Source organism: Nonomuraea sp. NPDC005692, from assembly GCF_040631115.1.
Lineage (GTDB): Bacteria > Actinomycetota > Actinomycetes > Streptosporangiales > Streptosporangiaceae > Nonomuraea.
This window is the reverse complement of sequence record NZ_JBEXYU010000006.1, coordinates 287632-310840: the sequence shown is the minus strand read 5'-3', so window position 1 is coordinate 310840 and position 23209 is coordinate 287632. Positions and strand designations below refer to the sequence as shown.

25 protein-coding genes are annotated in these 23209 nt (G+C 71.4%); 17 read left to right on the top strand and 8 right to left on the bottom strand.

Annotated elements, in window-relative coordinates; genetic code table 11:
* Window positions 1-132 precede the first annotated feature (132 nt).
* Window positions 133-753, top strand: a complete 621-nt coding sequence (locus ABZ459_RS16600) for a TetR family transcriptional regulator (protein WP_357971097.1) — start codon at window positions 133-135, stop codon at window positions 751-753.
* On the opposite strand, the gene ABZ459_RS16595 is transcribed toward ABZ459_RS16600, so the two are convergent.
* Window positions 750-1328: a YqgE/AlgH family protein gene (locus ABZ459_RS16595; protein ID WP_357695183.1), complete on the bottom strand. Its 579-nt coding sequence runs from the start codon at window positions 1326-1328 to the stop codon at window positions 750-752. The genes ABZ459_RS16600 and ABZ459_RS16595 overlap by 4 nt on opposite strands.
* Before the next feature lie 120 nt (window positions 1329-1448).
* On the opposite strand from ABZ459_RS16595, the gene ABZ459_RS16590 reads away from it, so the two are divergent.
* On the top strand, window positions 1449-1973 hold the full coding sequence (locus ABZ459_RS16590; RefSeq protein ID WP_357971096.1) for a hypothetical protein: 525 nt from the start codon (window positions 1449-1451) through the stop codon (window positions 1971-1973).
* Between the two features lie 69 nt (window positions 1974-2042).
* Here the strand turns inward: ABZ459_RS16590 and ABZ459_RS16585 are convergent, their stop codons facing one another.
* Window positions 2043-2606, bottom strand: coding sequence for a TetR/AcrR family transcriptional regulator (locus ABZ459_RS16585; protein WP_357971095.1), 564 nt, complete (start codon window positions 2604-2606; stop codon window positions 2043-2045).
* Window positions 2607-2766: 160 nt separating this feature from the next.
* Here ABZ459_RS16585 and ABZ459_RS16580 point away from each other — a divergent pair, with 160 nt between their 5' ends.
* From ABZ459_RS16580 to ABZ459_RS16555, 6 genes are all read left to right on the top strand, one after another.
* Window positions 2767-4119 carry an MFS transporter gene (locus ABZ459_RS16580; protein WP_357971094.1) on the top strand — a complete coding sequence of 451 codons (1353 nt, stop codon included), beginning with the start codon at window positions 2767-2769 and terminating at the stop codon, window positions 4117-4119.
* A gap of 20 nt (window positions 4120-4139) precedes the next feature.
* Window positions 4140-4892: an IclR family transcriptional regulator gene (locus ABZ459_RS16575; RefSeq protein ID WP_357971093.1), complete on the top strand. Its 753-nt coding sequence runs from the start codon at window positions 4140-4142 to the stop codon at window positions 4890-4892.
* A gap of 52 nt (window positions 4893-4944) precedes the next feature.
* Window positions 4945-6435, top strand: coding sequence for a glycerol kinase GlpK (gene glpK / locus ABZ459_RS16570; protein WP_357971092.1), 1491 nt, complete (start codon window positions 4945-4947; stop codon window positions 6433-6435).
* A 14-nt stretch (window positions 6436-6449) separates the two neighbouring features.
* A complete protein-coding gene (locus tag ABZ459_RS16565) occupies window positions 6450-8012 on the top strand; it encodes a glycerol-3-phosphate dehydrogenase/oxidase (RefSeq protein ID WP_357971091.1) in 1563 nt (520 codons plus the stop codon).
* Between the two features lie 192 nt (window positions 8013-8204).
* On the top strand, window positions 8205-9257 hold the full coding sequence (locus tag ABZ459_RS16560) for a glycosyltransferase family 4 protein (protein ID WP_357971090.1): 1053 nt from the start codon (window positions 8205-8207) through the stop codon (window positions 9255-9257).
* Window positions 9258-9328: 71 nt separating this feature from the next.
* On the top strand, window positions 9329-9811 hold the full coding sequence (locus ABZ459_RS16555; RefSeq protein WP_352326153.1) for a hypothetical protein: 483 nt from the start codon (window positions 9329-9331) through the stop codon (window positions 9809-9811).
* 195 nt (window positions 9812-10006) lie between these two features.
* Here ABZ459_RS16555 and ABZ459_RS16550 read toward each other — a convergent pair whose 3' ends face one another.
* From ABZ459_RS16550 to ABZ459_RS16535, 4 genes are read right to left on the bottom strand one after another with little or no spacing between them, the layout of a single operon-like run.
* Window positions 10007-11416 carry an NAD-dependent malic enzyme gene (locus ABZ459_RS16550; protein WP_357971089.1) on the bottom strand — a complete coding sequence of 470 codons (1410 nt, stop codon included), beginning with the start codon at window positions 11414-11416 and terminating at the stop codon, window positions 10007-10009.
* Window positions 11417-11472: 56 nt separating this feature from the next.
* A complete protein-coding gene (locus tag ABZ459_RS16545) occupies window positions 11473-12102 on the bottom strand; it encodes a cytidylate kinase-like family protein (RefSeq protein WP_352350062.1) in 630 nt (209 codons plus the stop codon).
* A 9-nt stretch (window positions 12103-12111) separates the two neighbouring features.
* On the bottom strand, window positions 12112-13050 hold the full coding sequence (locus tag ABZ459_RS16540; protein ID WP_357971088.1) for a tetratricopeptide repeat protein: 939 nt from the start codon (window positions 13048-13050) through the stop codon (window positions 12112-12114).
* Entirely contained in the window at window positions 13034-13585 is a 552-nt protein-coding gene (locus ABZ459_RS16535) for a MarR family transcriptional regulator (protein ID WP_357971087.1), read from the bottom strand. The genes ABZ459_RS16540 and ABZ459_RS16535 overlap by 17 nt, the downstream gene beginning before the upstream one ends.
* 229 nt (window positions 13586-13814) lie before the next feature.
* Here ABZ459_RS16535 and ABZ459_RS16530 point away from each other — a divergent pair, with 229 nt between their 5' ends.
* The 6 genes from ABZ459_RS16530 to ABZ459_RS16505 all read left to right on the top strand — a co-directional run bounded on the left by ABZ459_RS16530 (window position 13815) and on the right by ABZ459_RS16505 (window position 17982).
* Window positions 13815-15146 (top strand): hypothetical protein, encoded by a 1332-nt coding sequence (locus ABZ459_RS16530; protein WP_357971086.1) that lies wholly within the window; start codon window positions 13815-13817, stop codon window positions 15144-15146.
* Between the two features lie 59 nt (window positions 15147-15205).
* Entirely contained in the window at window positions 15206-15877 is a 672-nt protein-coding gene (locus ABZ459_RS16525; RefSeq protein WP_357971085.1) for a DUF4230 domain-containing protein, read from the top strand.
* Window positions 15878-16106: 229 nt separating this feature from the next.
* Window positions 16107-16259: a hypothetical protein gene (locus tag ABZ459_RS16520; protein ID WP_189648914.1), complete on the top strand. Its 153-nt coding sequence runs from the start codon at window positions 16107-16109 to the stop codon at window positions 16257-16259.
* Between the two features lie 233 nt (window positions 16260-16492).
* A complete protein-coding gene (locus ABZ459_RS16515; protein ID WP_357971084.1) occupies window positions 16493-16951 on the top strand; it encodes a hypothetical protein in 459 nt (152 codons plus the stop codon).
* 145 nt (window positions 16952-17096) lie between these two features.
* Complete coding sequence (locus ABZ459_RS16510) at window positions 17097-17705, top strand: sigma-70 family RNA polymerase sigma factor (RefSeq protein ID WP_357971083.1); 609 nt, start codon at window positions 17097-17099, stop codon at window positions 17703-17705.
* The gene (locus ABZ459_RS16505; RefSeq protein WP_357971082.1) at window positions 17698-17982 is read left to right on the top strand and encodes a hypothetical protein; all 285 of its coding nucleotides are present in this window, start codon (window positions 17698-17700) and stop codon (window positions 17980-17982) included. The genes ABZ459_RS16510 and ABZ459_RS16505 overlap by 8 nt, the downstream gene beginning before the upstream one ends.
* An 81-nt stretch (window positions 17983-18063) precedes the next feature.
* On the opposite strand, the gene ABZ459_RS16500 is transcribed toward ABZ459_RS16505, so the two are convergent.
* Window positions 18064-19245 carry an acetyl-CoA C-acetyltransferase gene (locus tag ABZ459_RS16500; protein WP_357971081.1) on the bottom strand — a complete coding sequence of 394 codons (1182 nt, stop codon included), beginning with the start codon at window positions 19243-19245 and terminating at the stop codon, window positions 18064-18066.
* Window positions 19246-19331: 86 nt separating this feature from the next.
* Between ABZ459_RS16500 and mce the strand changes: the two genes are divergently transcribed.
* From mce to ABZ459_RS16485, 3 genes are all read left to right on the top strand, one after another.
* Window positions 19332-19754 carry a methylmalonyl-CoA epimerase gene (mce, locus tag ABZ459_RS16495; RefSeq protein ID WP_357971080.1) on the top strand — a complete coding sequence of 141 codons (423 nt, stop codon included), beginning with the start codon at window positions 19332-19334 and terminating at the stop codon, window positions 19752-19754.
* Window positions 19755-19945: 191 nt separating this feature from the next.
* On the top strand, window positions 19946-21235 hold the full coding sequence (locus ABZ459_RS16490) for a DivIVA domain-containing protein (protein WP_357971079.1): 1290 nt from the start codon (window positions 19946-19948) through the stop codon (window positions 21233-21235).
* A 125-nt stretch (window positions 21236-21360) separates the two neighbouring features.
* On the top strand, window positions 21361-22482 hold the full coding sequence (locus tag ABZ459_RS16485) for an AI-2E family transporter (RefSeq protein WP_357971078.1): 1122 nt from the start codon (window positions 21361-21363) through the stop codon (window positions 22480-22482).
* On the opposite strand, the gene ABZ459_RS16480 is transcribed toward ABZ459_RS16485, so the two are convergent.
* Window positions 22442-23194: an alpha/beta fold hydrolase gene (locus ABZ459_RS16480; RefSeq protein WP_357971077.1), complete on the bottom strand. Its 753-nt coding sequence runs from the start codon at window positions 23192-23194 to the stop codon at window positions 22442-22444. The genes ABZ459_RS16485 and ABZ459_RS16480 overlap by 41 nt on opposite strands.
* Window positions 23195-23209: the final 15 nt, after the last annotated feature.

The window sequence follows — 23209 nt, the reverse complement described above, 5'->3', positions numbered from 1 at the left end:
CTCAACTGCGGCATAGGTCTCGTAAGCCTCAGGTAGGGTATGTCAGACGATGACTTATGACAAACGATTTTAAAAAGACGCCGCATGACTTCTGGCACACTGTGACAGAAACGTGGCGAAGGGGTGTCTGCTGTGGGTCTACGGGAACGCAAGAAGGAGAAGACGCGCCTCGCGCTCCTCGACGCGGCGCTCGACCTGTTCCTCGAACAAGGGTATGAGTCCACCACGATCGAGCAGATAGCGGGGGTCGTCGAAGTCTCCCCCCGCACCTTCTTCCGCTACTTCACCAGCAAGGACCATCTCGTTCTGTGGTTCCACGACCACGGCGAGGAGATCCTGCTGGAGGAGTTCGCCGCCCGTCCGGCGGACGAGCCCCCGTTCACGTCGCTCATGCACGGCCTGCGGGCCATGGTGGACGACATGCAGGGGTCAACGCCGGAGGACACCGAGAGGTTCCTGAAGCTGCGACAACTATTCGATAAATATCCGCACCTGGTGGGTCAGTCGGTGGCCCGGGGCGCCATGACGGAGAGCCGGCTGGCCGAGGCCGTCGCCGCCCGCAGGGGTGTCGCCCCCGAGGACGATCAGCTGACGTACCTGATCGTGGCGTTCGCGATGTCCACCATGCGCATCGGCTTCGAGTGCCCCCGCAGGGAGACCACCATGCCGGAGCTCGTCTCGCGTATCTCCGAGGCGGTCGCGCTGGCCGAGGCGTCGCTGCGGCCCGGCTGGGACACCCGCCCGGCGGCCTAGTTCATCGTGGGGTCGTCGGGGCAGGTCGCCACGAAGGCCAGCTCGCCCGGCTGGCGCCGCAGCACGTGCCGCCAGAGCGAGCCGGGGTCGCCGTGGAAGGTGTCGCCGGCCTCGGAGTCGACGACGTACCAGGCGCCTTCGGCGATCTCGCTCTCCAGCTGGCCGGAGGTCCAGCCGGCGTATCCGGCGAAGATCCGCATCTGCGCGATCTCGCCCTGGAGGATCTCGGGGGGCGCGTCGAGGTCGACCGTGCCCAGGCGGGAGACGGCCGGGGTGCCCGCGTGGAGCCGGCGCCAGCCGAGCGGCTCCTGCCCGCTCGGGACCGCCGCGAGGGCGAGAGCGCTGTCGGTCTGCACGGGGCCGCCCTCGAACAGCACCGGCGGCCCGGTGACCAGCGGGTCCCAGACCGGCAGCACCTGCGTGACCGAGATGTCGCTCGGCCGGTTGAGCACCACGCCGAGAGTGCCGCCGTCGTGGTCGTGTTCGAGAATCAGCACGACGCTACGCCGGAAGTTGGGGTCGTCAAGAAGCGGCGTCGCCACCAACAAACCGCCGACGTAGATCGCTTCCGCCATACCTCCATCATGAGGGGTGTGGCGGGCTTCCGCTCCCCCGGCTCGGCGATGTTACTTTCTGTGCTCTTATGGGCACGATCTGTAGCAAAGATCACGCTTGCGGGGGCTCGGGAGGAGCACATGCGCATCGGTACACGCCTCGTCCTGGCCGCACTTCCCGTGGGCGCGGCGCTGCTGCTCCCGTCGTCCGCGCAGGCGTGGCCGCTGCCCGACCGGGGTGACCCGTTCACGATGACGACCGACCGGCTCGGGTGCGGTTCGGGGTCCGTACGGGTCACGCTGCGCAACCAGACCCCCCAGCTCGCCCGGTTCGACCTGCGGGTGGACGCGAGGAGCGTGGCGACCGGCTCGATCCCGGCCCGCAAGCAGGTGGTCAGGACGGTCCGGATCGACCGGGGCACCACCCGCGAGATCGAGGCGTTCTCGGTCACCGACACCCATCCCGACACGCTCATCGACTCCACCCGGGTGCGCAACGACTGCACCTGGGGGCGGGAGCGGAGGCACGGCCGGCTGCCGTACACCGGGCCGCCCTCCGACCTGTGGGGCAAGTTGGCCACGGCGGCCGGGCTCGTGGTGATGGGCGGGATCATGTGGTGGTACGGCTCCGTCTGGCCCCGTTCGGTCCCCGACGGCCCCCTGTGACCCCGCCCGCGCGGAAACCGGCACAAAGGCACTGGCTCCGCGAACGCCCCCGCAACGGCCCCGGCGGCGCTAGGCGTCCCGCGGGACGAACGCGCCCGCCCGCGCCGCGGCCAGCGTGCGCAGCGCCGCGTCCCGGGCGACCTCCTGGTCCACCGGCTCCTTGGTGACCAGCAGGCGGTAGTAGAGCGGCGCGGAGATCGCCCGGATCACCTCCATCCCGTCGGTGCCCTCGGGCAGCTCACCCCGCTTCACCGCGAGGTCGACGACCTTGGCCCACTCCTCGATGCGCCGCAGGTAGAACGCGCGCAACGCCTGGACGGCCTGCGCGTCGGAGGTGCCCGCCGCGATCACCGCCTGGAACGTGGCCCCGAGCCGGTGGTCAGTGACCGCGCCCACGACGGCCACGGCGTTGGCCAGCAGGTCGTCCTCGATGGATCCCGTGTCGGCGTGCGGTGACGACTGCTCGGCCAGCTCGGTCATCAGGTCCGTCACCAGCCCGGCCCTGCTGCCCCAGCGCCGGTAGACCGTGGTCTTGCCCACGCCGGCCCTGGCCGCCACCTGGTCCATGGTCAGCCCATGGAAGCCGTGCTCGACCAGCTCGTCCTGAGTGGCCTCCAGCACGGCCGCGCGCACGCGCGCGGTGCGGCCCCCTGGCCGCACAGTCCCCGCCAAACGGGACTCTTGTTCCATTAATGCCCCTTTCGTGCTATCGTCGTGCCGCATCTTAACGGAACTCACGTCCCATTAGGGGGATGGCATGACCGTACTCGCCGATCGGCCCCGATCCGATCGCATGACGTCCGCGCAACGGCTGGTTCTGGTGCTCCTGCTGGGGTCCCAGTTCATGCTCGCCGTGGACTTCTCCATTCTGAACGTGGCGCTGCCGGTGATCGGTTCAGGTCTCGGCTTCGCGCTGGCCGACCTCCAGTGGGTGGCCACGGCGTTCGCGCTGGCCGCCGCCGGGTTCACGTTGCTGTTCGGCAGGATCGCCGACCTGTTCGGGCGGCGCCGGCTGTTCGTGGCCGGCATGGTGCTGCTGGGCGTCTCCTCGCTGGCCGGCGGCCTGGCCGTCTCACCGGGCATGCTGCTGGTCGCCCGGGTCGCCCAGGGCCTGGCCACCGCCGTCGTCACACCCGCCGGGCTCGCGCTGCTGACCACGTCGTTCCCCGAGGGGCCGCTGCGGGCCAGGGCGCTCGGCCTGAACGGCGCGCTGATGTCGGCCGGGTTCACCTCGGGCGCGATCCTGGGCGGGCTGCTGACCGAGCTGCTGAGCTGGCGGTGGGCGTTCTTCGTCAACGTGCCCGTCGCGCTGGCCGTGGTCGTCGCCGCGCCCGTGGTGCTGAAGGAGAGCCGTCCCGCCGAGCGGCCCAGGATGGACCTGCCCGGCGCGGTGAGCGTGACCGCCGGCCTGCTCGCGCTGGTCTTCGGCCTGACCAGGGCCGGCGAGCACGGCTTCGCCGACGCCCTCGGCCTCGGCGCGCTCGCCGCCGGCGCCGCCCTGCTCGTCGCCTTCTGGTACGTCGAGCGCCGCGCCGCCGCGCCCCTGGTGCCCGTCTCGATCCTGGCCAGGCCCAACGTCACCTGGGGCAACCTGGCCGGCCTGATCGCCTTCGCCACGGAGACGTCCCTCGTCTTCCTCATGACCCTCTACCTGCAGAAGGTGCTCGGCTACTCGGCCCTGGCGACCGGGCTGGCGTTCGGGGTGCTGGGGCTCGGCACCGTGCTCGGCGGCGTGTTCGCGCCCCGGGTCCTCGGCCGGCTCGGCAGGGGCCGGGCGCTGGCGGCCGGGTTCGGGCTCCAGGCCGTCGCGACGGCGTCGCTGGCGCTGCTGGGCACCGGCCCGGGTTGGATCTGGCTGCTGCTGGCGGCCACGTTCGCGGGCGGGATCGGGAACATGGTGGCGATCGTCGGGTTCATGGTGACGGCCACGTCAGGGCTGCCGGACTCCGAGCAGGGCCTGGCCACCGGCCTGGCGACGATGACCCAGCAGGTCGGCATCACCATGGGCATCCCGGTCATGAGCGCCGTGGCCACGGCCGCGATGGGCACCGTGCTCCAGGGAGTGATCGTGGCGGTGCTCGTCAACGCCGCGCTGACGTTCGGCGGGGTGCTGATTTCCCGCAAGCGTTCGGCAATGTCGAACTGATCTGCGCTAGGGTGGCCGCCGTGGGAGAGACGATTCAATCGGTGGAACGGGCGGCCGCGATCCTGCGGCTGCTCGCATCCGGCCCCCGCCAGCTCGGCGTGGCAGAGCTGGCCAGGGCGCTGGGCCTGCCCAAGGGCACGCTCCACGGCATCCTGCGCACGCTGGTCCGCGTCGGCTTCGTCGAGCAGGACGCGACGACCGGCAAGTACCGGCTCGGGGCCACGCTGCTCCATCTGGGCAGCAGCTATCTCGACGTCAACGAGCTGCGCACCCGCTCGATCAACTGGGCCGACGCCCTGGCCGGGCGGAGCAGGGAGAGCGCCTGGATCGGCACCCTGCACGAGGGGCACGTGCTGGTGATCCACCACGTGTTCCGCCCCGACGACAGCATGCAGACCCTCCAGGTCGGCACCTACCTGCCGACGCACGCCAGCGCGCTCGGCAAGGTGCTGCTCGCCTACGACCCGTACGGCGAGTCGCTCGCGGCCCCGCCGCTGCCGGCGTACACCGACCGGACGCTGGTCGACGCCGCCAAGCTGGAGGAGGAGCTGGAGCAGGTCCGGGCCAGGGGGTGGGCGGCCGAGATGGAGGAGCTCACCGAGGGCGAGGTCGCCATCGCCGCCCCGATCAAGGACCCGCGCGGCCTCGTGGTGGGCGCCATCGGCATCCGGGGGGCGGTCGAACGGCTGACCGCCGACGGCGCCCTGACCATGGAGTACGTCTCCTACGTCCGCGACGCCGCCCGCGCGATCACCCGCGATCTGGCCAGATGACCGGTTGAACAACACCGGGGCGAACACGTAACATCGCTCACATCGTTCGACAATGTCGAACCCCGACTCCCAAGCGAGGAACCTCGTGCCTCGACCGCACTACATCGCAGCCATCGACCAGGGCACCACGTCCAGCCGGTGCATCGTCTTCGACCAGGCCGGCAACATCGTCACCGTCGCCCAGCGCGAGCACCGCCAGATCTTCCCCAAGCCGGGCTGGGTCGAGCACGACGCCGAGGAGATCTGGCAGTCGGTCCGGACCGTCATGGCCGAGGCCACCGAGGGGCTCGACATCGCCGCGCTGGGCATCACCAACCAGCGCGAGACCACCGTCCTGTGGGACCGGGAGACCGGGCGTCCCGTCTGCCCCGCGATCGTGTGGCAGGACACCAGGACCGACGCGCTCACCCGCATGCTCGCCGAGCACGAGGGGCTGTTCAAGGAGAAGGCCGGCCTGCCGCTGACCACCTACTTCTCCGGGCCGAAGATCCGCTGGCTGCTCGACGCGTACGGCCTGCGCGAGCGGGCCGAGCGCGGCGAGGTGCTGTTCGGCACGATGGACAGCTGGCTGCTGTGGAACCTGACCGGCCGCCACCTGACCGACGTGACCAACGCCAGCCGCACGATGCTGATGAACATCCACACGCTGAGCTGGGACGACGACCTGCTCGCCGCCCTCGGCGTGCCGCGCGCGATGCTGCCGGAGATCCGCCCGTCCGCCGAGGTCTACGGCCACACCGCGGCCGGCGTGCCGGTGGCCTCCGCGCTCGGCGACCAGCAGGCGGCGCTGTTCGGCCAGACCTGCTTCGAGCCCGGCGAGACCAAGAGCACCTACGGCTCGGGCAGCTTCCTGCTGATGAACACCGGCCAGGACCCCGTCGTCTCCCGGCACGGCCTGCTGACCACCGTCGGCTACCAGATCGGCGACGGCCCGGCCACGTACGCGCTGGAAGGCGCGATCGCCGTCACCGGCTCGCTGGTGCAGTGGCTGCGCGACAACCTGGGCCTGATCTCCAGCGCCGCCGAGATCGAGACGCTGGCCAAGACCGTCGACGACAACGGCGGCTGCTACTTCGTCCCGGCCTTCTCGGGGCTGTTCGCACCCCACTGGCGCTCCGACGCCCGCGGCGTGATCGCCGGGCTGACCGGGTTCGTCACCAAGGGCCACATCGCGCGGGCCGTCCTGGAGGCCACCGCCTGGCAGACCCGCGAGGTCGTCGACGCGATGAACGCCGACTCCGGCCTCGACCTGACCACGCTGCGCGCCGACGGCGGCATGACGGCCGACAACCTGCTCATGCAGACGCTGGCCGACGTGCTGGCCGTCCCCGTGATCAGGCCGATGGTCGCCGAGACCACCGCGCTCGGCGCCGCGTACGCCGCCGGCCTGGCCACCGGCTACTGGCCCGACCTCGACAGCCTGCGCGCCAACTGGCACAAGGCGTCGGAGTGGCGGCCGGAGATCGACGAACAGGTCCGCGCGCGGGAGTACCGCAATTGGAAGAAGGCCGTGGCCCGCACCCTCGACTGGGTCGAACAGTAGGACTGGAGCACGTCATGAACATCGCCATCGGCGCCGACCGGGCCGAGATCCGGCACGAGCTCTCCCGCGCCACGTACGACCTGCTGGTGATCGGCGGCGGCATCCTCGGCACCTCCATCACCTGGATGGCCGCGCAGGCCGGGCTGCGGGTGGCGATGGTCGAGGCGGGCGACTTCGCCGGGGCCACCTCCAGCGCGTCGTCCAAGCTGGTCCACGGCGGCCTGCGCTACCTGCAGACCGGCAACGTCAAGCTGGTCGCCGAGAACCACCGCGAACGCCGTGCCCTGGCCGCCGACATCGCGCCCCACCTGGTCAAACCGCTCAGCTTCCTGGTGCCGATCTACAAGGGCGGCCCGCACGGCGCGGCCAAGCTCGGCGCCGGCGTCTTCCTGTACTCCGCGCTGTCGGTGTTCGGCGACGGCATGGGCAAGGTCATCACGCCGCACCAGGCCATGACCCGCGTCCCCGCGCTGCGCAGCGAGGGCCTGCGCGCCGCCGCCGTCTACGGCGACCACCAGATGAACGACAGCCGCGTCGCCGTCATGACCGTGCGCGCGGCGGTCGACGCGGGCGCGGTCGTGCTCAACCACGCCGAGGTCGTCGGGCTGCGCAAGTCGGGCGGCAACGTGATCGGCAACGTGACGGGGGCCGAGCTGCGCGACCGCCTCGACGGCACCGAGTTCGGGGTGGACGCCCGGCTCGTCCTCAACGCCACCGGCCCGTGGGTGGACCACCTGCGCCGGATGGAGGACCCGCACGCCGCGCCGAGCATCAGGCTCTCCAAGGGCGCCCACCTCGTCATGCGCCGCCACGACCCGTGGAAGGCCGCGCTCACCACGCCGATCGACAAGTACCGGGTCTCCTTCGCCATCCCGTGGGAGGACCACCTGCTGCTCGGCACCACCGACGAGGCGTACGAGGGCGACCCGGCCGACGTGCGCGCCACCGACGCCGACATCGCCCAGATCCTCGACGAGGCCGGCCACGCCGTACGCGACTGCCAGCTCCGCCGCGAGGACATCACCTACGCCTTCGCCGGGCTGCGCGTGCTGCCCGGCGGCCCCGGGCAGGTGTCGGCCGCCAAGCGGGAGACCGTGGTGACCAGGGGCGCGGGCGGCATGTTGTCGGTCGCGGGCGGCAAGTGGACCACCTACCGGCACATCGGCAGGCACGTCCTGGAGACCCTCTCCCGCCTGCCGGGCCGGCCGCTCGGCGACGACCTGGCCGACATCCTGCCCGCCGTGCCCCTGCCGGGCCTGGCCAGCCCGGACGCCGTCGCCATGCGCCTGTGGACCGAACGCGAGCCGGGCGCCCGCATGGACCCGCTGGTCGCCCGCAACCTGGCCACCCACTACGGCACGATCGCCTTCGACGTGGCCCGGCTCATCCGCGACGACCCCTCGCTCGGCGAGCGCATCCACCCCGACGGGCCCGACATCTGGGCCCAGGCCGTCTACGCCCGCGACCACGAGTGGGCGGCCACCGTCGACGACGTCGTGCGCCGCCGGACCACGCTCACCGTGCGCGGCCTCGACACGCCCGACGTCCGCACCCGCATCGAGCAGCTCCTCGCCTGACCGTCACCCGGGCCGCGGCGGCACCCCGCCGCCGCGGCTGCGACGAACGTCACCGCAGATCACAGGTTCGAAGCGGCCGGTACGGGGAATCCGAAATGTCGCATCCGTCGCCGAGGCCCCCCCGGGTCGCATCGAGGTGTCGGAGCGCCTACCGGCTGAACCCTCTTCTGCCGCCCCTACGGAGGTGACGTCATGTCCGCCAAGTCCCGGCTGCACATCGCGATGGTGGCTCCCCCGAGGTTCGAGAACCCGCCCCGCTCGTACGGCGGCGTCAAGGTCATGATGGACGACCTCGCGCGGTCCCTGCTCAGACTGGGCCACCAGGTCACCCTGATCGGCGCCGGCCGGACGGGCACCTCACCCCACGTCCTGGCCGCCTACACCCAGCCGCCTTCCCATCCGCTGGACGAACCCGTCCCTGGGACGGCGGTCCCCGACGTCCGGCCGGCGGACCTGGACGTGGACGTCGTCCACGACCACTCCCCGGCGGGCTCGGTGACCGCCCTGAACCCCCGGATCCCGACGGTGACGACTGTGCACGGCCCGGCCTCGGGCGAGCAGGCCGAGCGCTACCGCCGGCTCGGCGACTCCGTCGGCCTGGTGTCCACCTCGACGTTCCAGCGCATGCAGGCCCCCGACCTCAACTGGCTGGGCACCGTGCACAACGGCGTGGACCTGAAGAGCTTCCCCCTCCGCGAGCACAAGGAGGACTACGCGCTCTTCCTCGGCCGGTTCAGCCCCGAGAAGGGCGCCCACCTGGCCATCGACGCCGCCCGGCAGGCCGGCCGGCGCATCCTGCTCGCCGGCCGGCTGAACGAGCCGTCCGAGCACGAGTACTTCGACAGCCACATCCGTCCCCGGCTCGGCGACGACGCCGTCTATGTCGGCGAGGCCGACGGCCCGCGCAAGCGCGAGCTGCTGGCCGACGCCCACTGCCTGCTCTTCCCCAGCCGCCGGGAGGAGGCGTTCGGCATGGTCATGATCGAGGCCATGGCGAGCGGCACCCCGGTGGTCGCGCTGCGCGGCGGCGCCGTGGGCGAGGTCCTCGTCGACGGCATCACCGGTTACGTCTGCGACGACCCCGCCGACCTGGCCGAGGCCGTCGAGGCCGCGGGCGGCCTGCACCCGGCCGACTGCCGCATGCACGTCAAGCGCAACTTCGACGCGCTCGGCATGGCCATGGGCTACGAGAAGATCTACGAACTGAGCATCCGCGACCGGCGTCCGGCGCCGTTCGCCGCCTGACCCGCGCGTGCCCGTGCGGCGGATCGCCGCCGCACGGGGTGTCGCCCCTGTCCCGGGGGAAGGGGGTAGGCATGCGCACTGCCATGAACGAGGCCCTGATCAGGCATTTCACCGACCTGCGCGACGGCGTCCACGGCGGCGTCACCGCGCGGGAGGACAAAGAACGCCTGTTCGCCACGGCGGTCGAGCTGCTCGACCCCGTGGCGCGGGCGACGCTGGACGAGTTCAACGCCGACCTGCTCCTCGGCACGGGGCAGGTGGTGGCCAGCGGGCTCACCAGGTCTCAGGAGGGCGGGCTCAACGCCATGTGGTCGCTCACGTGGCCGGAGCAGCGCGACAAGGACATCCTGCCGATCGCGATCGTGGCCCACTACGGCGCCGACTTCCACCACCCGCACCTGCGCGGCAACACGGTCGGCGACTGGCCGCTGAACGTCTTCGACCACTCCGACGCGGCGGGCCAGCTGACCACCCTGCGCGCCATCGCCGCCGCCGACGCCCACAACCTGGTCTTCCAGGAAAGCTACCGCCTGATCCCCGCCGTCACCCGGTAGGCGGGAGCCTTTCCGGCTTCACGGCCCTTTCACGCTTTCTGTCTTTACGGCTTCGCGTGGTCGAGCCACCCGCCGGACTTCGGCTGACGGCCCTCCATGTCACGCCCTCTGACCCTTCACCGGCGCGCCGCCGTGACGGTGCGCTCTGTGGGCCGTCTGGGTGCGGGGGCCGAGCCTGCCTTGGCCCCCGCAGGATCACGCCTCGGTGAAGCCGCGGGCCCGGCCGCCGGCGCTTTCGCGGACCGCGGCGGCCACCGCCGTCGCCACGTCGGGGTGGAAGACGCTCGGCACGATGTAGTTGGGGCCCAGCTCCTCCGGTGTCACCACGGCCGCCAGCGCGCCCGCCGCGGCCAGCAGCATCTCCTGCGTCACCCCGCCGGCCTGCGCGTCGAGCAGCCCGCGGAACACCCCCGGGAAGGCCAGCACGTTGTTGATCTGGTTGGGGTAGTCGGAGCGGCCGGTCGCCACCACGGCGGCGTGCTCGCGCGCGTCGTCGGGCGAGACCTCGGGCTCGGGGTTGGCCAGCGCGAACACCACGGAGTCCTTGGCCATCGTCGCGATGTCGTCGCCGGTCAGGATGCCGGGCGCGGACACGCCCACGAACACGTCGGCGTCCTTGACCGCACCGCGCAGGTCGCCCGCGTAGCCGTCGGCGTTGGTGTGCTCGGCGATCCAGCGCAGCGAGTCGTCGAGGTCGTCGCGGCCCTTGTGCACGGCGCCCAGGTAGTCGCAGACGACCACGTTGCGGGCGCCCGCGGCCAGCAGCAGCCGCAGCACCGCGTTCCCGGCCGCGCCGGCGCCGGCCATCGTGATCTTGACGTTCTCGATGGACTTGTTCACCACGCGCAGCGCGTTGGTCAGGGCCGCCAGCACGCAGATCGCCGTGCCGTGCTGGTCGTCGTGGAAGACCGGGATGTCCAGCAGCTCGCGCAGCCGGCGCTCGACCTCGAAGCAGCGCGGCGCGCCGATGTCCTCCAGGTTGATGCCGCCGAACCCGGGCGCGATGAGCTGGACCGTGCGGACGATCTCGTCGACATCTTGGGTGTCGAGGCAGATCGGCCAGGCGTCGATGCCGGCGAACCGCTTGAACAGGGCAGCCTTGCCCTCCATGACCGGCAGCGCGGCCTCCGGCCCGATGTTGCCCAGCCCCAGCACCGCCGACCCGTCGGTGACCACGGCCACCGAGTTGCGCTTGATCGTCAGGCGCCGCGCGTCCTCCTTGTTCCTGGCGATGGCCATCGACACGCGCGCCACGCCCGGGGTGTAGGCCATGGACAGCTCGTCGCGGTTGCGCAGCGGCACCTTCGACTTCATCTCGATCTTGCCGCCGAGGTGCATGAGGAACGTGCGGTCGGAGACCTTGTGGATGACGACGCCCTCGACCGCCTCCAGCTGGTCGACGATGGCCTGCGCGTGGTCGGTGTCGCGGGCGGCACAGGTGACGTCGATGCGCAGCTTCTCGTGGCCCGCGTTGGTGACGTCGAGGGCGGTCACCACGCCTCCGGCCGACTCTACGGCATGGGTGAGCTGGCTCACGGCCTTGCCGCCTGCGGGCACCTCGAGACGCACGGTTATGGAGTACGACACACTCGGGACGGTCGCCACGTCAATCGCTCCTTCGGGACTGACCAAGAAGTCATCCAAGGATAGGGGGCATCAGGTCAACCCAGTGCCGTCGCTGCGGTGACGATGAGATCGACACACGCGGGAACGGGAATCGTCGTGCTGTCGAGCACAAGGTGATAGTGGCACGGATCGCCCGGATCCGCCCGGTAGAAGTGGCGGACGTAGGCCGTCCTGGCCCGGTCGTTGTCCTCGATGACGGCCCGCGCCTCGCGCTCGCTCGTGCCGCTCAGCGTGGCCGTCTGGCGGACCCGGCGCTTGAGCGGCGCGTCGAGCCTGACGTGCAGGGCGCCGGGATGGTCGGCCAGCACCAGGGCGCCGGCGCGGCCCAGGAAGACGCCTCCCTGGGCCAGGGCCATCTCCTTCATCATGCGCTCGGTGCGCCGGACGAACTCCTCGGGCGGCAGCGGCATCGCACCGGGGACGTACATGTCCACGCCGCCGAAGGTGACCGTGGGCAGCCGGATGGCGCCCGACAGCAGCCTGCCGAGGCCGTGTTCGGCGCGGTCGTCATGGGCCAGCGCCTCCTCCAGCGTGCAGCCGAGTTCCTTGGCCACGGCGCTGGGGATGGCACGGTCGACGAAGGGCACGCCGAGCCGCTCGGCGACGGCCGGGCCGATGTGGCTGCCGGCCGTGCCGTAGGCCGCGGAGATCGTGACGACCCGCATACCTCCAGGTTAGAACAGGGCACTCGCCAATGCTCTACGCGCTTTTGCCAAAGATGGGTCGTCTGACGGCAACGCGTCGAAAAGTCCGAGCAAGTGCTTTCTGGCCCGGTCCCGGTCGTCGCCCGACGTGCGCTTGACCACGGCCACGACGCGCTCGAACGCCTCGTCGACCGCGCCGGAGAGCATCTCCAGGTCGGCCGCCAGGAGCTGCGCGTCGACGTCGGACGGGTCCTGGAGGCGCCGCTGCACGTCGGCCGGGTCGGCCGCGGAGGTGCGCTTGATCAGGCCGACGCCCGCCAGGCCCATCTTGGCGTCCTCGTCGCCGGGGACGCGGGCCAGCAGGCGCTGGTAGGCCGCCTCGGCCGCGTCGAGGTCGCCGGCGTCGATGGCCTGCTCGGCCGCCACCAGGTCGGGGTCGGCGGGCGGCCCGGCGGGCGCCTCCGGCCCCTCCTCGGCCGCCGGCGGCCGGGCGTCGGGGTTGGCCTGGTAGAACTGCTCGACCGCGCCCATCAGCTCGTCGAGCCAGCGGCGCACCTCCTGCTCGGGCAGCACCTGCTGGAAGCCGGTGACGGCCTGCCCCTGGAAGATGGCCAGCACGGTCGGCACGGCCTGCACCCGCAGCGCCTGCGCGATCTGGGGGCTGGCGTCGACGTTGACCTTGGCCAGCACGGCCCGGCCGCCCAGGTCGCCGATCACCTTCTCGAGCACGGGGCTGAGCTGGGCGCTGCCGGGCGCCCGCGGCGACCACAGGTCGAGCACCACCGGCACGGTCATCGACCGGTCGATGACGTCCGTCGTGAACGTCTCCTCGGTCACGTCGACGACCGAGGCCGAGGTGGCCCCCTGGGGACCGGCGGCCTCCCGCCGGGCCTGGGCCTCCAGTGCCTGTTTGCGCGCGCCCAGGTCCACAGCTCCGTAGAGCGACCCGGGCCTAGAGAAGTCCGCCATGCTCCTCATCTTGCCGCATGGACGGGCCCGCGAAGTCACCCGCCGCCACCCTCAGCGTGCGGAGCTGGTCGAAGATCTGGCGGAGTTCGTCCTCGGCGTACATCGTGAGGCCGAACTCGGCGGCCATCAGGTCGTCGGTGGCCCGGCGCACGACCTCCCTGCCCTTGGCGGTGATCTCGGCGAGCACGCCGCGGCCGTCGCGGGGGTTGGGCAGGCGGCAGACGAACCCGGACTTCTCCAGCCTGTCCACCGTGTTCGTGACGCTGGTGGGGTGGACCATGAGCCGTTCGCCGATCTTCCACAGCGGCAGCGAGCCGGTGTGGCTGAAGGTCAGCAGGACCAGGGCCTCGTAGCGGGCGAAGGTGAGGTCGTGGGGTTTCAGCAGGGAGTCGAGCTGCGACAGCAGGATCTGCTGTGCTCTCATGATCGAGGTGACCGCGGCCATCGCGGAGGAAGGCCCGAAGCGGGCACGCCAGCTCTCCGCGGCGCGGTCGATGGGATCGAACGGCAGATTGAGCGGCTTCGGCTGGGACACAGCGCTACGGTAGCGTGCCTCTCGTCCCGGTTTCGTCGGGCTACCTGGAGCGACAGGCTTCACCGCTTGACCAAGAATCCGACCGTCAATCATCACGCTCCGTTATGGTTCTCTCACGTAAGGTGACGCGGAAGCCAAGTCCATCTGCCGTGGGGACGGGTCTGGGCTGGCATTCTTCCGCTTTGCCGAGGGCACGGGGGGTGCTTGGTGAACATCAACGGGATACAGGGTGCGTGAGCACTCGGGCGTTACACGCGAGGAGCTGAAGCACAGCGCGGCCGTGACAGTGGCGGTGCTGCTCGCTCTCGGCCTGGTCGCGGCGTGGAACGTCCTGATACCCGGCGTCGACGCGTGGGAGAACATCCTGGCCGCTGTCATCGGCTCGCTGCGGATGACCGGGCCGGTGGCGGCCGCCTTCGCCGCCTGGGTGGCGTTGCGCAAGCGGCGCGCCCTGCGCGGGCGGTCGCTCACGACCTGGCGGGCGCTCAAGGCGCCGCTGGCGATCGTGGTGGTGGTGCTGGGCTCGTTCGGCGCGACGGTGCTGGTGCTGGCGGTCAAGACCGTGCTCACCGACCAGGCGGGGCGGCTCAGCCTGTCCGGCCTGGGCATGGGCATGGCGGGCCTGGCGCTCTACGCGGTGATCGGGTGGGTGGCCGGCTGGGTCGTGCCCAAGGCGCTCACGCCGCCGATCGCGGGGCTGGCCTGCTACGTCGCCTTCTCCTGGCTGGCCGACGACCGGGGGCTGGCCGACCGGCTGGTGCCGGGCACGGGCGAGCCGTACGACCTGTTCCAGGGGCTGGGCGGCGCGCCGTTCTTCGACCAGACGATCTGGCTGCTCGGCATCACCTGCGCGCTGCTGCTCGGCTGGGCGGCGCTGGTGACCAGGCAGGCCCTGGTGCTGGCGTGCGCGCTGCTGGCCGTGCTGGCGGCGGGCATGGGCGTGTCGCGGATGCTGGCCCACCCCAAGCCGGCCGCGGCCGAGGACATCGCCTACGCCTGCCAGGAGTGGCCGATCACGGTCTGCCTGCACCCCGGGATGCGGGCCGGGCAGACCGAGCTGGGCGCGGTGTTCACGCAGATCGCCTCGCGCCTGGCCGGCACGCCGGCCGCGTTCACGCGGGTGGAGCAGCGGCCGCTGGACGAGCCGCTGAAGCCCTCCAACGGCCTGGCGCCGATCCACGTGCCCGACCTGTCGGCGGGGTTCGCCGAGGAGGCGGCCTACGAGTACATCGACGCGCTGGCCGCCCGCTGCCCCGGCACGCCGGCCGACGGCTACCGGGAGATCGTGATGGCCTGGCTGCGCGGCGAGCCGCTGCCCGGCGGGCCGCTGCCCGAGCACCAGTACGCCGCGTCCTGGTTCTCCGGCCTCGACGAGCACCAGCGCAGGGAGTGGCTGCGCATGTTCTACAGCGACTTCCAGGCGTGCCGCCTGTCCAGCACGCACTTCGGCGGCGGTCCGGCCCCCACCGCCGTCATCACGCCCCCCACCGGCGCCACGCCCGAGAGCAGCCACGTCTACCCGGTCTATCCCGACCCCGGCACCCCGCGCACCACCGGCTGAGGACGAAGATGTCACCCTACGGGTGGCACTGATGATCGACGAGCGGGTAGTCATGCCCCATGACGACTTCCCAGACGACGCCGCCGGACCTGGCTCCCCGGCGGCGGCGCAGGTGGCGATATGCGGCGGGGTTCCTCGTCCTGGCGGTCCTGCTCGTGGTGGGCGGCCGGCTGGCCTGGACCTGGCTCAACCCGTTCGGGGAGCAGACCGTCGACCGCAGCCAGCCGGTGCTGCTGCAGTCCATCAAGGACCTCAGCCGGTTCGAGGCGGCCACGGGCACCTTCCAGGTCGTCGTCGACCTGGAGAAGGACGCCAACTTCCTGCCCGACGCGGTCAAGGGCACCCGCACGCTGTTCGTGGGCGCGGGCGGCGTCGACGCCTACGTCGACTTCTCGGCCATGGGGGCGGGCGCGGTGACCGTGAACAAGGAGCGCACCGAGGCCACCGTCCGGCTCCCGCGCGCCCAGTTGGAGAAGCCCAACCTGGACAACAGCCGCTCGTACGTGTTCGCCCAGCAGCGCGGCCTGCTCGACCGCGTCCAGGACTTCCTGTCGGGCTCCCCGGGCGACCAGCGCGAGCTCTACCTGCTGGCGGAGAAGAAGATCACCGAGGCGGCCGTGGCCAGCGACCTGCGGGCGCGGGCCGACGCCAACACCAAGTCGATGCTCACCGGCATGCTCAAGTCGCTCGGGTTCGCCAAGGTGACCGTGAAGTTCACCGACGAGCCCTGACGGGCCTCCTTACCCTGCCCACGGACCGCTCCACCTCGGGTGGCGCGGTCCGTCCGCGTTCCCGCCTAGGTATGCCGAGGCGTCCTAAGTCCCTGGGCACGCCTGCCTAAGTACCTCCCTACCTGCCCGGACCCCGGCAGATAGGACATCCGCCCGATGTGGCGGGAGGGGCCTTAGGAGGAGTCTTAAGAGTGCAGGGAACAAGGAACACGAACAGCAGGAGCATCGGATGAACGCCGAACTCGAGTACTCCGTCATGCAGCACCACGCCGCCGAACTCCGTCAGGCCGCCGCCGAGCAGCGGCGCGTACGGGAAGCGCTGAAGGGACAGCGTTCCGAACGTCGCCACCGCTCGGTCTTCGCCAAGTTCCTGGCTTCATGACCGCCCACAAGCAGCCCGGCCGCAGCCTCCCTCGCGGCCGGGCTGAGATGCCCCCTTAGGGGGGCGCGTCCGGCGCCGGATTCCTGGCCGGCCCGAGCGCAGCGTCAGCGACACCCCGGTCCCGTTCCTGGTGGGACCGGGGTGTCGCGCGTTCGCGCCGTACGTCGCGGGGGCTCGTACGGCGCGAGGACACTGACGGAAGATGTCAGGGATCGGCGCATACCGTCCCGGGCATGGACAACAGCTTCGACTTCTTCGTCGGCACCTGGACCTCACGGCAGCGGCGGCTGCGCAAGGCGCTCGCCGGCAGCGAAGAATGGTACGAGTTCACCGGCCACACCAGGTGCTGGAGTGTCCTGGACGGTGCGGGCAACATCGACGAGGTCACCTTCCCCAGCGAGGGCTCCGCCGGGGTGACCCTCCGCCTGCATGACAAGGCGGCCGACACGTGGGCGCTCTATTGGGCCGGCAGCGCCACCGGCATGTCCCTGCCGCCCGTCGTGGGCCGCTTCGACGACACCGGTGTCGGCCTGTTCACCTGCGACGACGTGTACGACGGCAGGCCGATCAAGGTCGCCTACGTCTGGTCGGACATCACCGCCGAGTCGTGCCGCTGGGAGCAGCGCTTCTCCCCCGACGGCGGGACGACCTGGGAGACGAACTGGACGGCCGACTTCACCCGCGTCTCCTGAATCCTTTTCGGGGGTCGGTGCCTCTCATGTCCGTACAACGGAACGAGACAATGGGAGACCATCATGGTGATTGCCATCGCGGCCGGGGCTGCGGCCGTACTGATCTGCACGTGCGTGGTCGTACTGCGGCGAAGGAGCAAGGAACGTGGCTGACCCGCAGCGCCTGGCCGGGCCCGCCGGGCCCGGCCGGGCGGCCCCGGAGCCGCCCGGCGACGGGCGCGCGTGGTCGGACGAGCAGCTGATCAACGCGGCCCGGGCCGGCGACGCCGACTCGATCGCCGCGCTGGTGTCGGGCGCCCACCCGCATGTGCGGCGCTTCGCCCACACGCTGTGCGCCACGCCGGAGGACGCCGAGGACGCCGCCCAGGAGGCGCTGATCGTCCTGTACCGCAAGATCGGCACCCTGCGCGCGTCCGGAGCGCTGGCCTCGTGGATGTTCCGGATCATCCGCAACGAATGCATCAGGCGGGCCCGCCTGATGCTGCGCCCCGGCCCGCCCGCGCCCTCCTCGCCCGCCGCGCAGTCGGCCGAGGAGGAGATGTTCGAACGGCTGGAGGCCGCGCGGGTGGCCGAGGCCATCGCGGCACTCCCCGCCGACCAGCGGCGGGTGCTCATCATGCGGGACGTCCAGGGGCTCAGCGGCCGCATGGTCGCCGACGCCCTCGGGCTGAGCGTCCCCGCGATGAAGTCCCGCCTGCACCGCGCCCGTGCGACCGTGCACGGCCTGCTGTCCCAAGGAGCCCTCCATGACTGAGCCCACCCCGGGGACGTCACTGCCCCGTCACCTGGCCCGCGGCGCGCTGGGCTTCGGCGCGCTGATCGCCGCGGTCGCGCTGATCCCGTGGACCGGGCCGGTCAGCCTGGTGCTCGCCGTCCCCGGCGCGATCGCCCTGCGCGGGTGCCCGGCGTGCTGGGTGATGGCGCTGGTGCAGCTCGTCTCGATGGGACGCATGCAGCGTCAGTGCACCGACGGCGTGTGCGAGCTGGTCCCGGCGGGCGGGCGGCACACGGGCAAGGGCGCGGCTCATTGACCGCGCCCTGACCGGCGACCGCGCACAGGGGGCAGGAGAACAGGCCCACCCGACGACAGCGACCGGGTGGGCCCGGACGGGTCAGGGCACGCGGATGATCAGCGCGTCGCCCTGCCCGCCCCCGCCGCACAGCCCGGCCGCCCCCAGGCCGCCGCCCCGCCGCTTCAGCTCGTACGCCAGCGTCAGCACGATCCGCGCCCCCGAGGCCCCGATCGGGTGCCCCAGCGCGATGCCGCCGCCGTTGACGTTCACCTTGTCCAGCGGCACGCCGAGCTCCTTGGCCGACTGCAGGACCACGCTGGCGAAGGCCTCGTTGATCTCGATCAGGTCGAGATCGTCCGTGCTCAGCCCCTGCTTGGACAGCGCGTGCTTGATGGCGTTGGCCGGCTGCGACTGCAGGGACGCGTCGGGCCCGGCCACGTTGCCGTGCCGGCCGATCTCCGCCAGCCACGGCAGCCCGAGCTCCTCCGCCTTGGCCTTCGACATGACCACCACGGCGCACGCGCCGTCGGAGATCTGCGAGGCCGAACCGGCGGTGATGGTGCCGTCGGCGGCGAAGGCCGGGCGCAGCTTGGCCAGCGTCTCCGCGGTGGTGTCACCGCGGATGCCCTCGTCCTCCCGGACGATCACCGGCTCGCCGCGGCGCTGCGGGATCTCGACCGGGACGATCTCCTCCTCGAAGACGCCGTTCTTGGTGGCGGCGGCGGCGAGCTGGTGGGAGCGGGCCGACAGGGCGTCCTGCTCGTCGCGGGCGATACCGAGCCGGGCGTTGTGCCGCTCGGTCGACTCGCCCATCGCGCACTGGTCGAAGGCGCAGAACAGGCCGTCGTGGGCCATGGAGTCGACGACGTCGGAGCCGCCGTACTTGACGCCCTTGCGCAGCCCCGGCAGCAGGTGGGGAGCGTTGGTCATGGACTCCATGCCGCCCGCGACCACGATGTCGAACTCGCCGGCGCGGATGAGCTGGTCGGCCAGGGCGATGGCGTCGAGGCCCGACAGGCAGACCTTGTTGACGGTCAGCGAGGGCACGGTCATCGGGATGCCGGCCTTGACCGCGGCCTGGCGGGAGGGGATCTGGCCCGCGCCCGCCTGGAGCACCTGGCCCATGATCACGTACTCGACGGCCTCGGGGGCCACTCCGGCACGTTCCAGGGCGGCCTTGATGGCGATGCCACCCAGCTCTACGCCGGACAGCCCGGACAGGGCGCCGAGCAACTTGCCGATGGGGGTACGAGCTCCGGCGACGATGACGGAACTGGACATTGGCGGCGGCCTCCTGTGCTCACGAGGGGTTCTTTGACACCATACCCACGAGTAGGAGCTCGCCCGCTATGGAGGTAGGCCACACAATGTTCATGCGCATCGACCACATCGGGATCGCCTGCCACGACCTGGAGGCGAAGATCGCCTTCTTCTCGGAGACGTTCGAGCTGACCGTCGTGGCCCGCGAGGTCAACGAGGCGCAGGGCGTCAAGGAGGCGATGCTGCACATCGCCGACGGCGAAGGCGGGGGCTCCTACATCCAGCTGCTGGAACCGCTCTCCGACGACTCGCCCGTAGGAAAATTCCTCGCCAAACGCGGCGAAGGTGTCCACCATGTGGCATTTGGGGTTTCCGACGTCGCCGAGGCCATGACTAAGATCAACGAGAAGGGCGTGAGGGTGCTGGACGAACGTCCGCGTCACGGTTCGATGGGGTCGCAGATCGCGTTCCTGCACCCCAAAGATGTGGGAGGAATGCTCACCGAGTTGGTCCAAGCGGCCTCGCGCTAGCAAACGGAAATATCGTTCATAAGTAACTAGTCACGCAGAAAGCTGGACGGGGCCCGAAGGTGGCACCAGCGGAGTACGCTGGCTTCCCACCGGACAGGGAGCCTGCCGCGAGGCACAGGCTCCTGGCTCGGCTGCCCCGAACCCCCCGTCCGGCCCGTGTAGCCGTCTCGACAACCCAGGATCGAGCCTCCATGCAGTCCGACATCGACGCCCAGCTCAACAACTTCTTCGAGGACGCCCCGGCACGCGAGTTCGACGTCGTGCTCAGGGGCTACGACCGGCACCAGGTACACGACCACCTCAAGCAGCTCGACCTGGAGCTACGCCAGGCCCGGGAGCAGGTCACCAACCTGCAGCGCGATCTGTCCGACTCCCAGCGTCAGCTGCAGGAGCAGGAGCGTCCGACGTACTCCGGTCTCGGCGCCCGCATCGAGCAGTTGCTGCGCCTGGCCGAGGAGCAGGCCACCGAGCTCGTGCAGGCCGCCCGGACCGAGGCCAACGAGATCAAGGCCGCCGCCAAGGTCGAGGCCGCCGACCTGAGGGCCGCCGCCGAGGCCGAGGCCGCCGAGAAGCGGGCCCAGGCCACGCGGGAGAGCGACGACATGCGCTCCACCGCCGAGCGGGACGCCGAGGAGATCCGCTCCACCGCCCGCCGCGAGGCCGACGAGCTGACCAACACCACCGAGCGCGAGGCCGCCAAGCTGCGGGCCACCGCCGACCACGAGGTGGCCGAGAAGCGGGCCGACGCCGAGCGCGAGATCGCCAAGCTCCGCACCACCACCGAGCGCGAGGTGGCGCAGCTGCGCGCCTCGACCAAGCGCGAGCGCGACGAGGTGCTGACCACCGCCAAGCGGCAGGCCGACGAGATGCGCGCGCAGGCTCAGCGGGTGCTGGAGGAGTCGGAGGCCAAGCGGGCCCAGGACGAGGCGGAGTTCGAGATCCAGCTCGCCTCCCGCCGGGAGGAGGCCGAGCGCCAGGAGGCCGAGCGCCACGCCACCGCCCAGGCCAACACGCAGAAGATGGTCGCCGAGGCCGAGCAGCGGGCCGCCACGGCCGAGTCGCGCGCCACGAAGGCCACCCAGCAGGCCGAGCAGACCCGCCGCGAGGCCGACCTGCACGCCAAGCAGCTCGTCGCGAACGCCCGCAAGAGCTCCGAGACGGTTATGGCGGAGGCCAAGTCCAGCGCCGAGACGATCGTCACCGAGGCGAAGAACGACGCCGAGCGCACCCGCACCACGATGCAGCGCCAGGTCGACGAGCTGACCAGGCAGCGCGACAGCATCACCAGCCACCTGGCCCAGCTGCGCCAGCTGCTCGGCGGCGCCGCCCTGCCGGGCCTGGAGCCGGAGCCCGCGGTCGCCGCGGCCCCGGCCAAGCCGGCCATCGCCGCACCGGCCGCCGAGCCGGTCGCGCCGCCCACGACGCCCGCTCCCAAGGTCGAGGCCAAGAGCGAGGACGACGCGGAGTGGTGGCAGGAGTGACGGCGGGCTAGACGGGAGACCGCACACGGGGGCAGCGAACGGCTGGGAAGAGAGTCTGGTGACCTTGGGTCGCTAGGCTCTCTTTCTGTTTCACCGACACCTCCCGTCCCCCCTAGGAGCCCGCCGTGTCCGCAGAAACCGAGCCCAGGACCGCCGAGGAGGCCGAGGCGCCGCAGGAGTCCGGGCCCGCCGAGGAGGCGGCGCCGTACGGGCTGCCGGGCAAGCCGTTCGCCCGCGGGCCGTTCCTGTTCGGGCTGGTGGGCGGGCTGGGCGTGCTGACCGCCATCGCGCTCGCCCAGATGATCGAGAAGTCGCTCAGCACGATCATCCTCATCGTCGTGGCGATGTTCCTGGCCGTGGGCCTCAACCCGGCGGTCGAGGCGTTGCAGCGGCGCGGCCTGGGCAGGCGGCCGGCGATCTCGATCGTGTTCACCGGGGTGGTCGTGGCGTTCGCGCTGTTCGGCCTGGCCGTGGTGCCGCCGGTCAGCCAGCAGTTGTCGGAGTTCATCGCGGCCGTGCCCGGCTACATCACCGACCTGAGCAACCATCCGACGGTCCGCCAGATCGAGGCCGAGTACCACGTGCTGGCGCAGGTGCGCCAGTTCGTGACCAGCACGCTCGGGCCCGCGCTGGCCAGCGGCATCATGGGCGCGGGGCTGGTGGTGCTCAACGGCGTGTTCACCACGGTGACGCTGCTGGTGCTCATGCTGTACTTCCTCGGCTCGCTGCACACGATCAAGGAGTACCTGCTCAAGCTCGTCCCGGCCTCGCGCCGTCCGCGCACGTCGGCCATCACCGAGCAGATCCTCACCGGCATCGGCGGCTACGTCGCGGGCAACGTGCTCATCTCGATCATCGCGGGCGTGCTGACCTGGATCTTCCTGTCGATCGCCGGGGTGCAGTACGCGCTCGCGCTCGCCCTCGTCGTGGCCCTGACCGACCTGATCCCGCTGGTGGGCGCCACGATCGGGGCGGTGCTCGTCACCGGGGTCGCGCTGCTGCAGTCGTTGCCGGCCGGCATCGCCTGCGCCATCTTCTTCGTGGTCTACCAGCAGGTCGAGAACTACTTCATCTACCCCAGGGTGATGAAGCGCTCGGTGGACGTGACGCCCGCCGTGACGGTGATCGCCGCGCTGTTCGGCGGCGCCCTGCTCGGCATCGTCGGAGCGTTGCTGGCGATCCCGGTGGCCGCCGCCATCGCGCTGATCATCCGGGAGATCGTGCTGCCCCGCCAAGCTCGGTCCTGAGGAACTCGGCCACCGTCGCGTTGAACGCCTCCGGCTGCTCGACCGCGCTCAGGTGACCGGCCTTGGGGATGACCTCCAGCCTGCCCTCGGGCGCGGCCCGCGCCATGGCCTCGGCGTCGGCGGGAGGTGACAGCTCGTCCTCCTCCCCCACGACGATCAGCAGGGGCACCTTGAGGTCGCCCAGCGTGCCGAAGGAGTCGGGACGCGCGGCCATGGCCCGTTGCGCCCAGGCCACCGCCCCCGGCGGGGCCGACTGCACCAGGCCCTTGACCCGGCCGAAGACCATGGCCCTGCGTTCCTTGGTCGTGGGCCCGATGAGCGCCGGCAGCACCTCGCTGACCAGCACCTCGCTCCCCTCCTCCAGCACGGCGCGCGCGATGCGTTCCCTGTTGTCCCTGGCGGCGGGCTGGTCGGGGGCGGCCTTGGTGTCGGCCAGGACCACGCCCAGCACCCGGTCGGGATGCCGGCGGCAGAACGCCATGGTCACGTATCCGCCCATCGACAACCCGCCGACCACCGCCCGGTCGATGCCCTCGTCGTCGAGCAGCCTGGCGACGTCGTCGGCCATCAGATCGAGGGAGGGCTCGTCGTCGCCCAGCCGGGAGCCGCCGAACCCGCGCAGGTCGGGGGTGATGACCCGGCAGACCGTCGACAGCCCTTCGCGCTGGGCCAGCCACATCGCCGACGACAGCGGGAACGCGTGAAGCAGCACAACCGGGAGTCCGCT

Bases quoted from the DNA above. Each gene is read 5' to 3' on its own strand.
- ABZ459_RS16595 (WP_357695183.1), bottom strand. From the start codon at position 1,328: ATGGCGGAAGCGATCTACGTCGGCGGTTTGTTGGTGGCGACGCCGCTT.
- ABZ459_RS16590 (WP_357971096.1), top strand. From the start codon at position 1,449: ATGCGCATCGGTACACGCCTCGTCCTGGCCGCACTTCCCGTGGGCGCG.
- ABZ459_RS16580 (WP_357971094.1), top strand. From the start codon at position 2,767: ATGACGTCCGCGCAACGGCTGGTTCTGGTGCTCCTGCTGGGGTCCCAG.
- glpK (WP_357971092.1), top strand. From the start codon at position 4,945: ATGTCGAACCCCGACTCCCAAGCGAGGAACCTCGTGCCTCGACCGCAC.
- ABZ459_RS16565 (WP_357971091.1), top strand. From the start codon at position 6,450: ATGAACATCGCCATCGGCGCCGACCGGGCCGAGATCCGGCACGAGCTC.
- ABZ459_RS16560 (WP_357971090.1), top strand. From the start codon at position 8,205: ATGTCCGCCAAGTCCCGGCTGCACATCGCGATGGTGGCTCCCCCGAGG.
- ABZ459_RS16555 (WP_352326153.1), top strand. From the start codon at position 9,329: ATGCGCACTGCCATGAACGAGGCCCTGATCAGGCATTTCACCGACCTG.
- ABZ459_RS16545 (WP_352350062.1), bottom strand. From the start codon at position 12,102: ATGCGGGTCGTCACGATCTCCGCGGCCTACGGCACGGCCGGCAGCCAC.
- ABZ459_RS16540 (WP_357971088.1), bottom strand. From the start codon at position 13,050: ATGGCGGACTTCTCTAGGCCCGGGTCGCTCTACGGAGCTGTGGACCTG.
- ABZ459_RS16525 (WP_357971085.1), top strand. From the start codon at position 15,206: ATGACGACTTCCCAGACGACGCCGCCGGACCTGGCTCCCCGGCGGCGG.
- ABZ459_RS16520 (WP_189648914.1), top strand. From the start codon at position 16,107: ATGAACGCCGAACTCGAGTACTCCGTCATGCAGCACCACGCCGCCGAA.
- ABZ459_RS16515 (WP_357971084.1), top strand. From the start codon at position 16,493: ATGGACAACAGCTTCGACTTCTTCGTCGGCACCTGGACCTCACGGCAG.
- ABZ459_RS16505 (WP_357971082.1), top strand. From the start codon at position 17,698: ATGACTGAGCCCACCCCGGGGACGTCACTGCCCCGTCACCTGGCCCGC.
- ABZ459_RS16500 (WP_357971081.1), bottom strand. From the start codon at position 19,245: ATGTCCAGTTCCGTCATCGTCGCCGGAGCTCGTACCCCCATCGGCAAG.
- mce (WP_357971080.1), top strand. From the start codon at position 19,332: ATGTTCATGCGCATCGACCACATCGGGATCGCCTGCCACGACCTGGAG.
- ABZ459_RS16490 (WP_357971079.1), top strand. From the start codon at position 19,946: ATGCAGTCCGACATCGACGCCCAGCTCAACAACTTCTTCGAGGACGCC.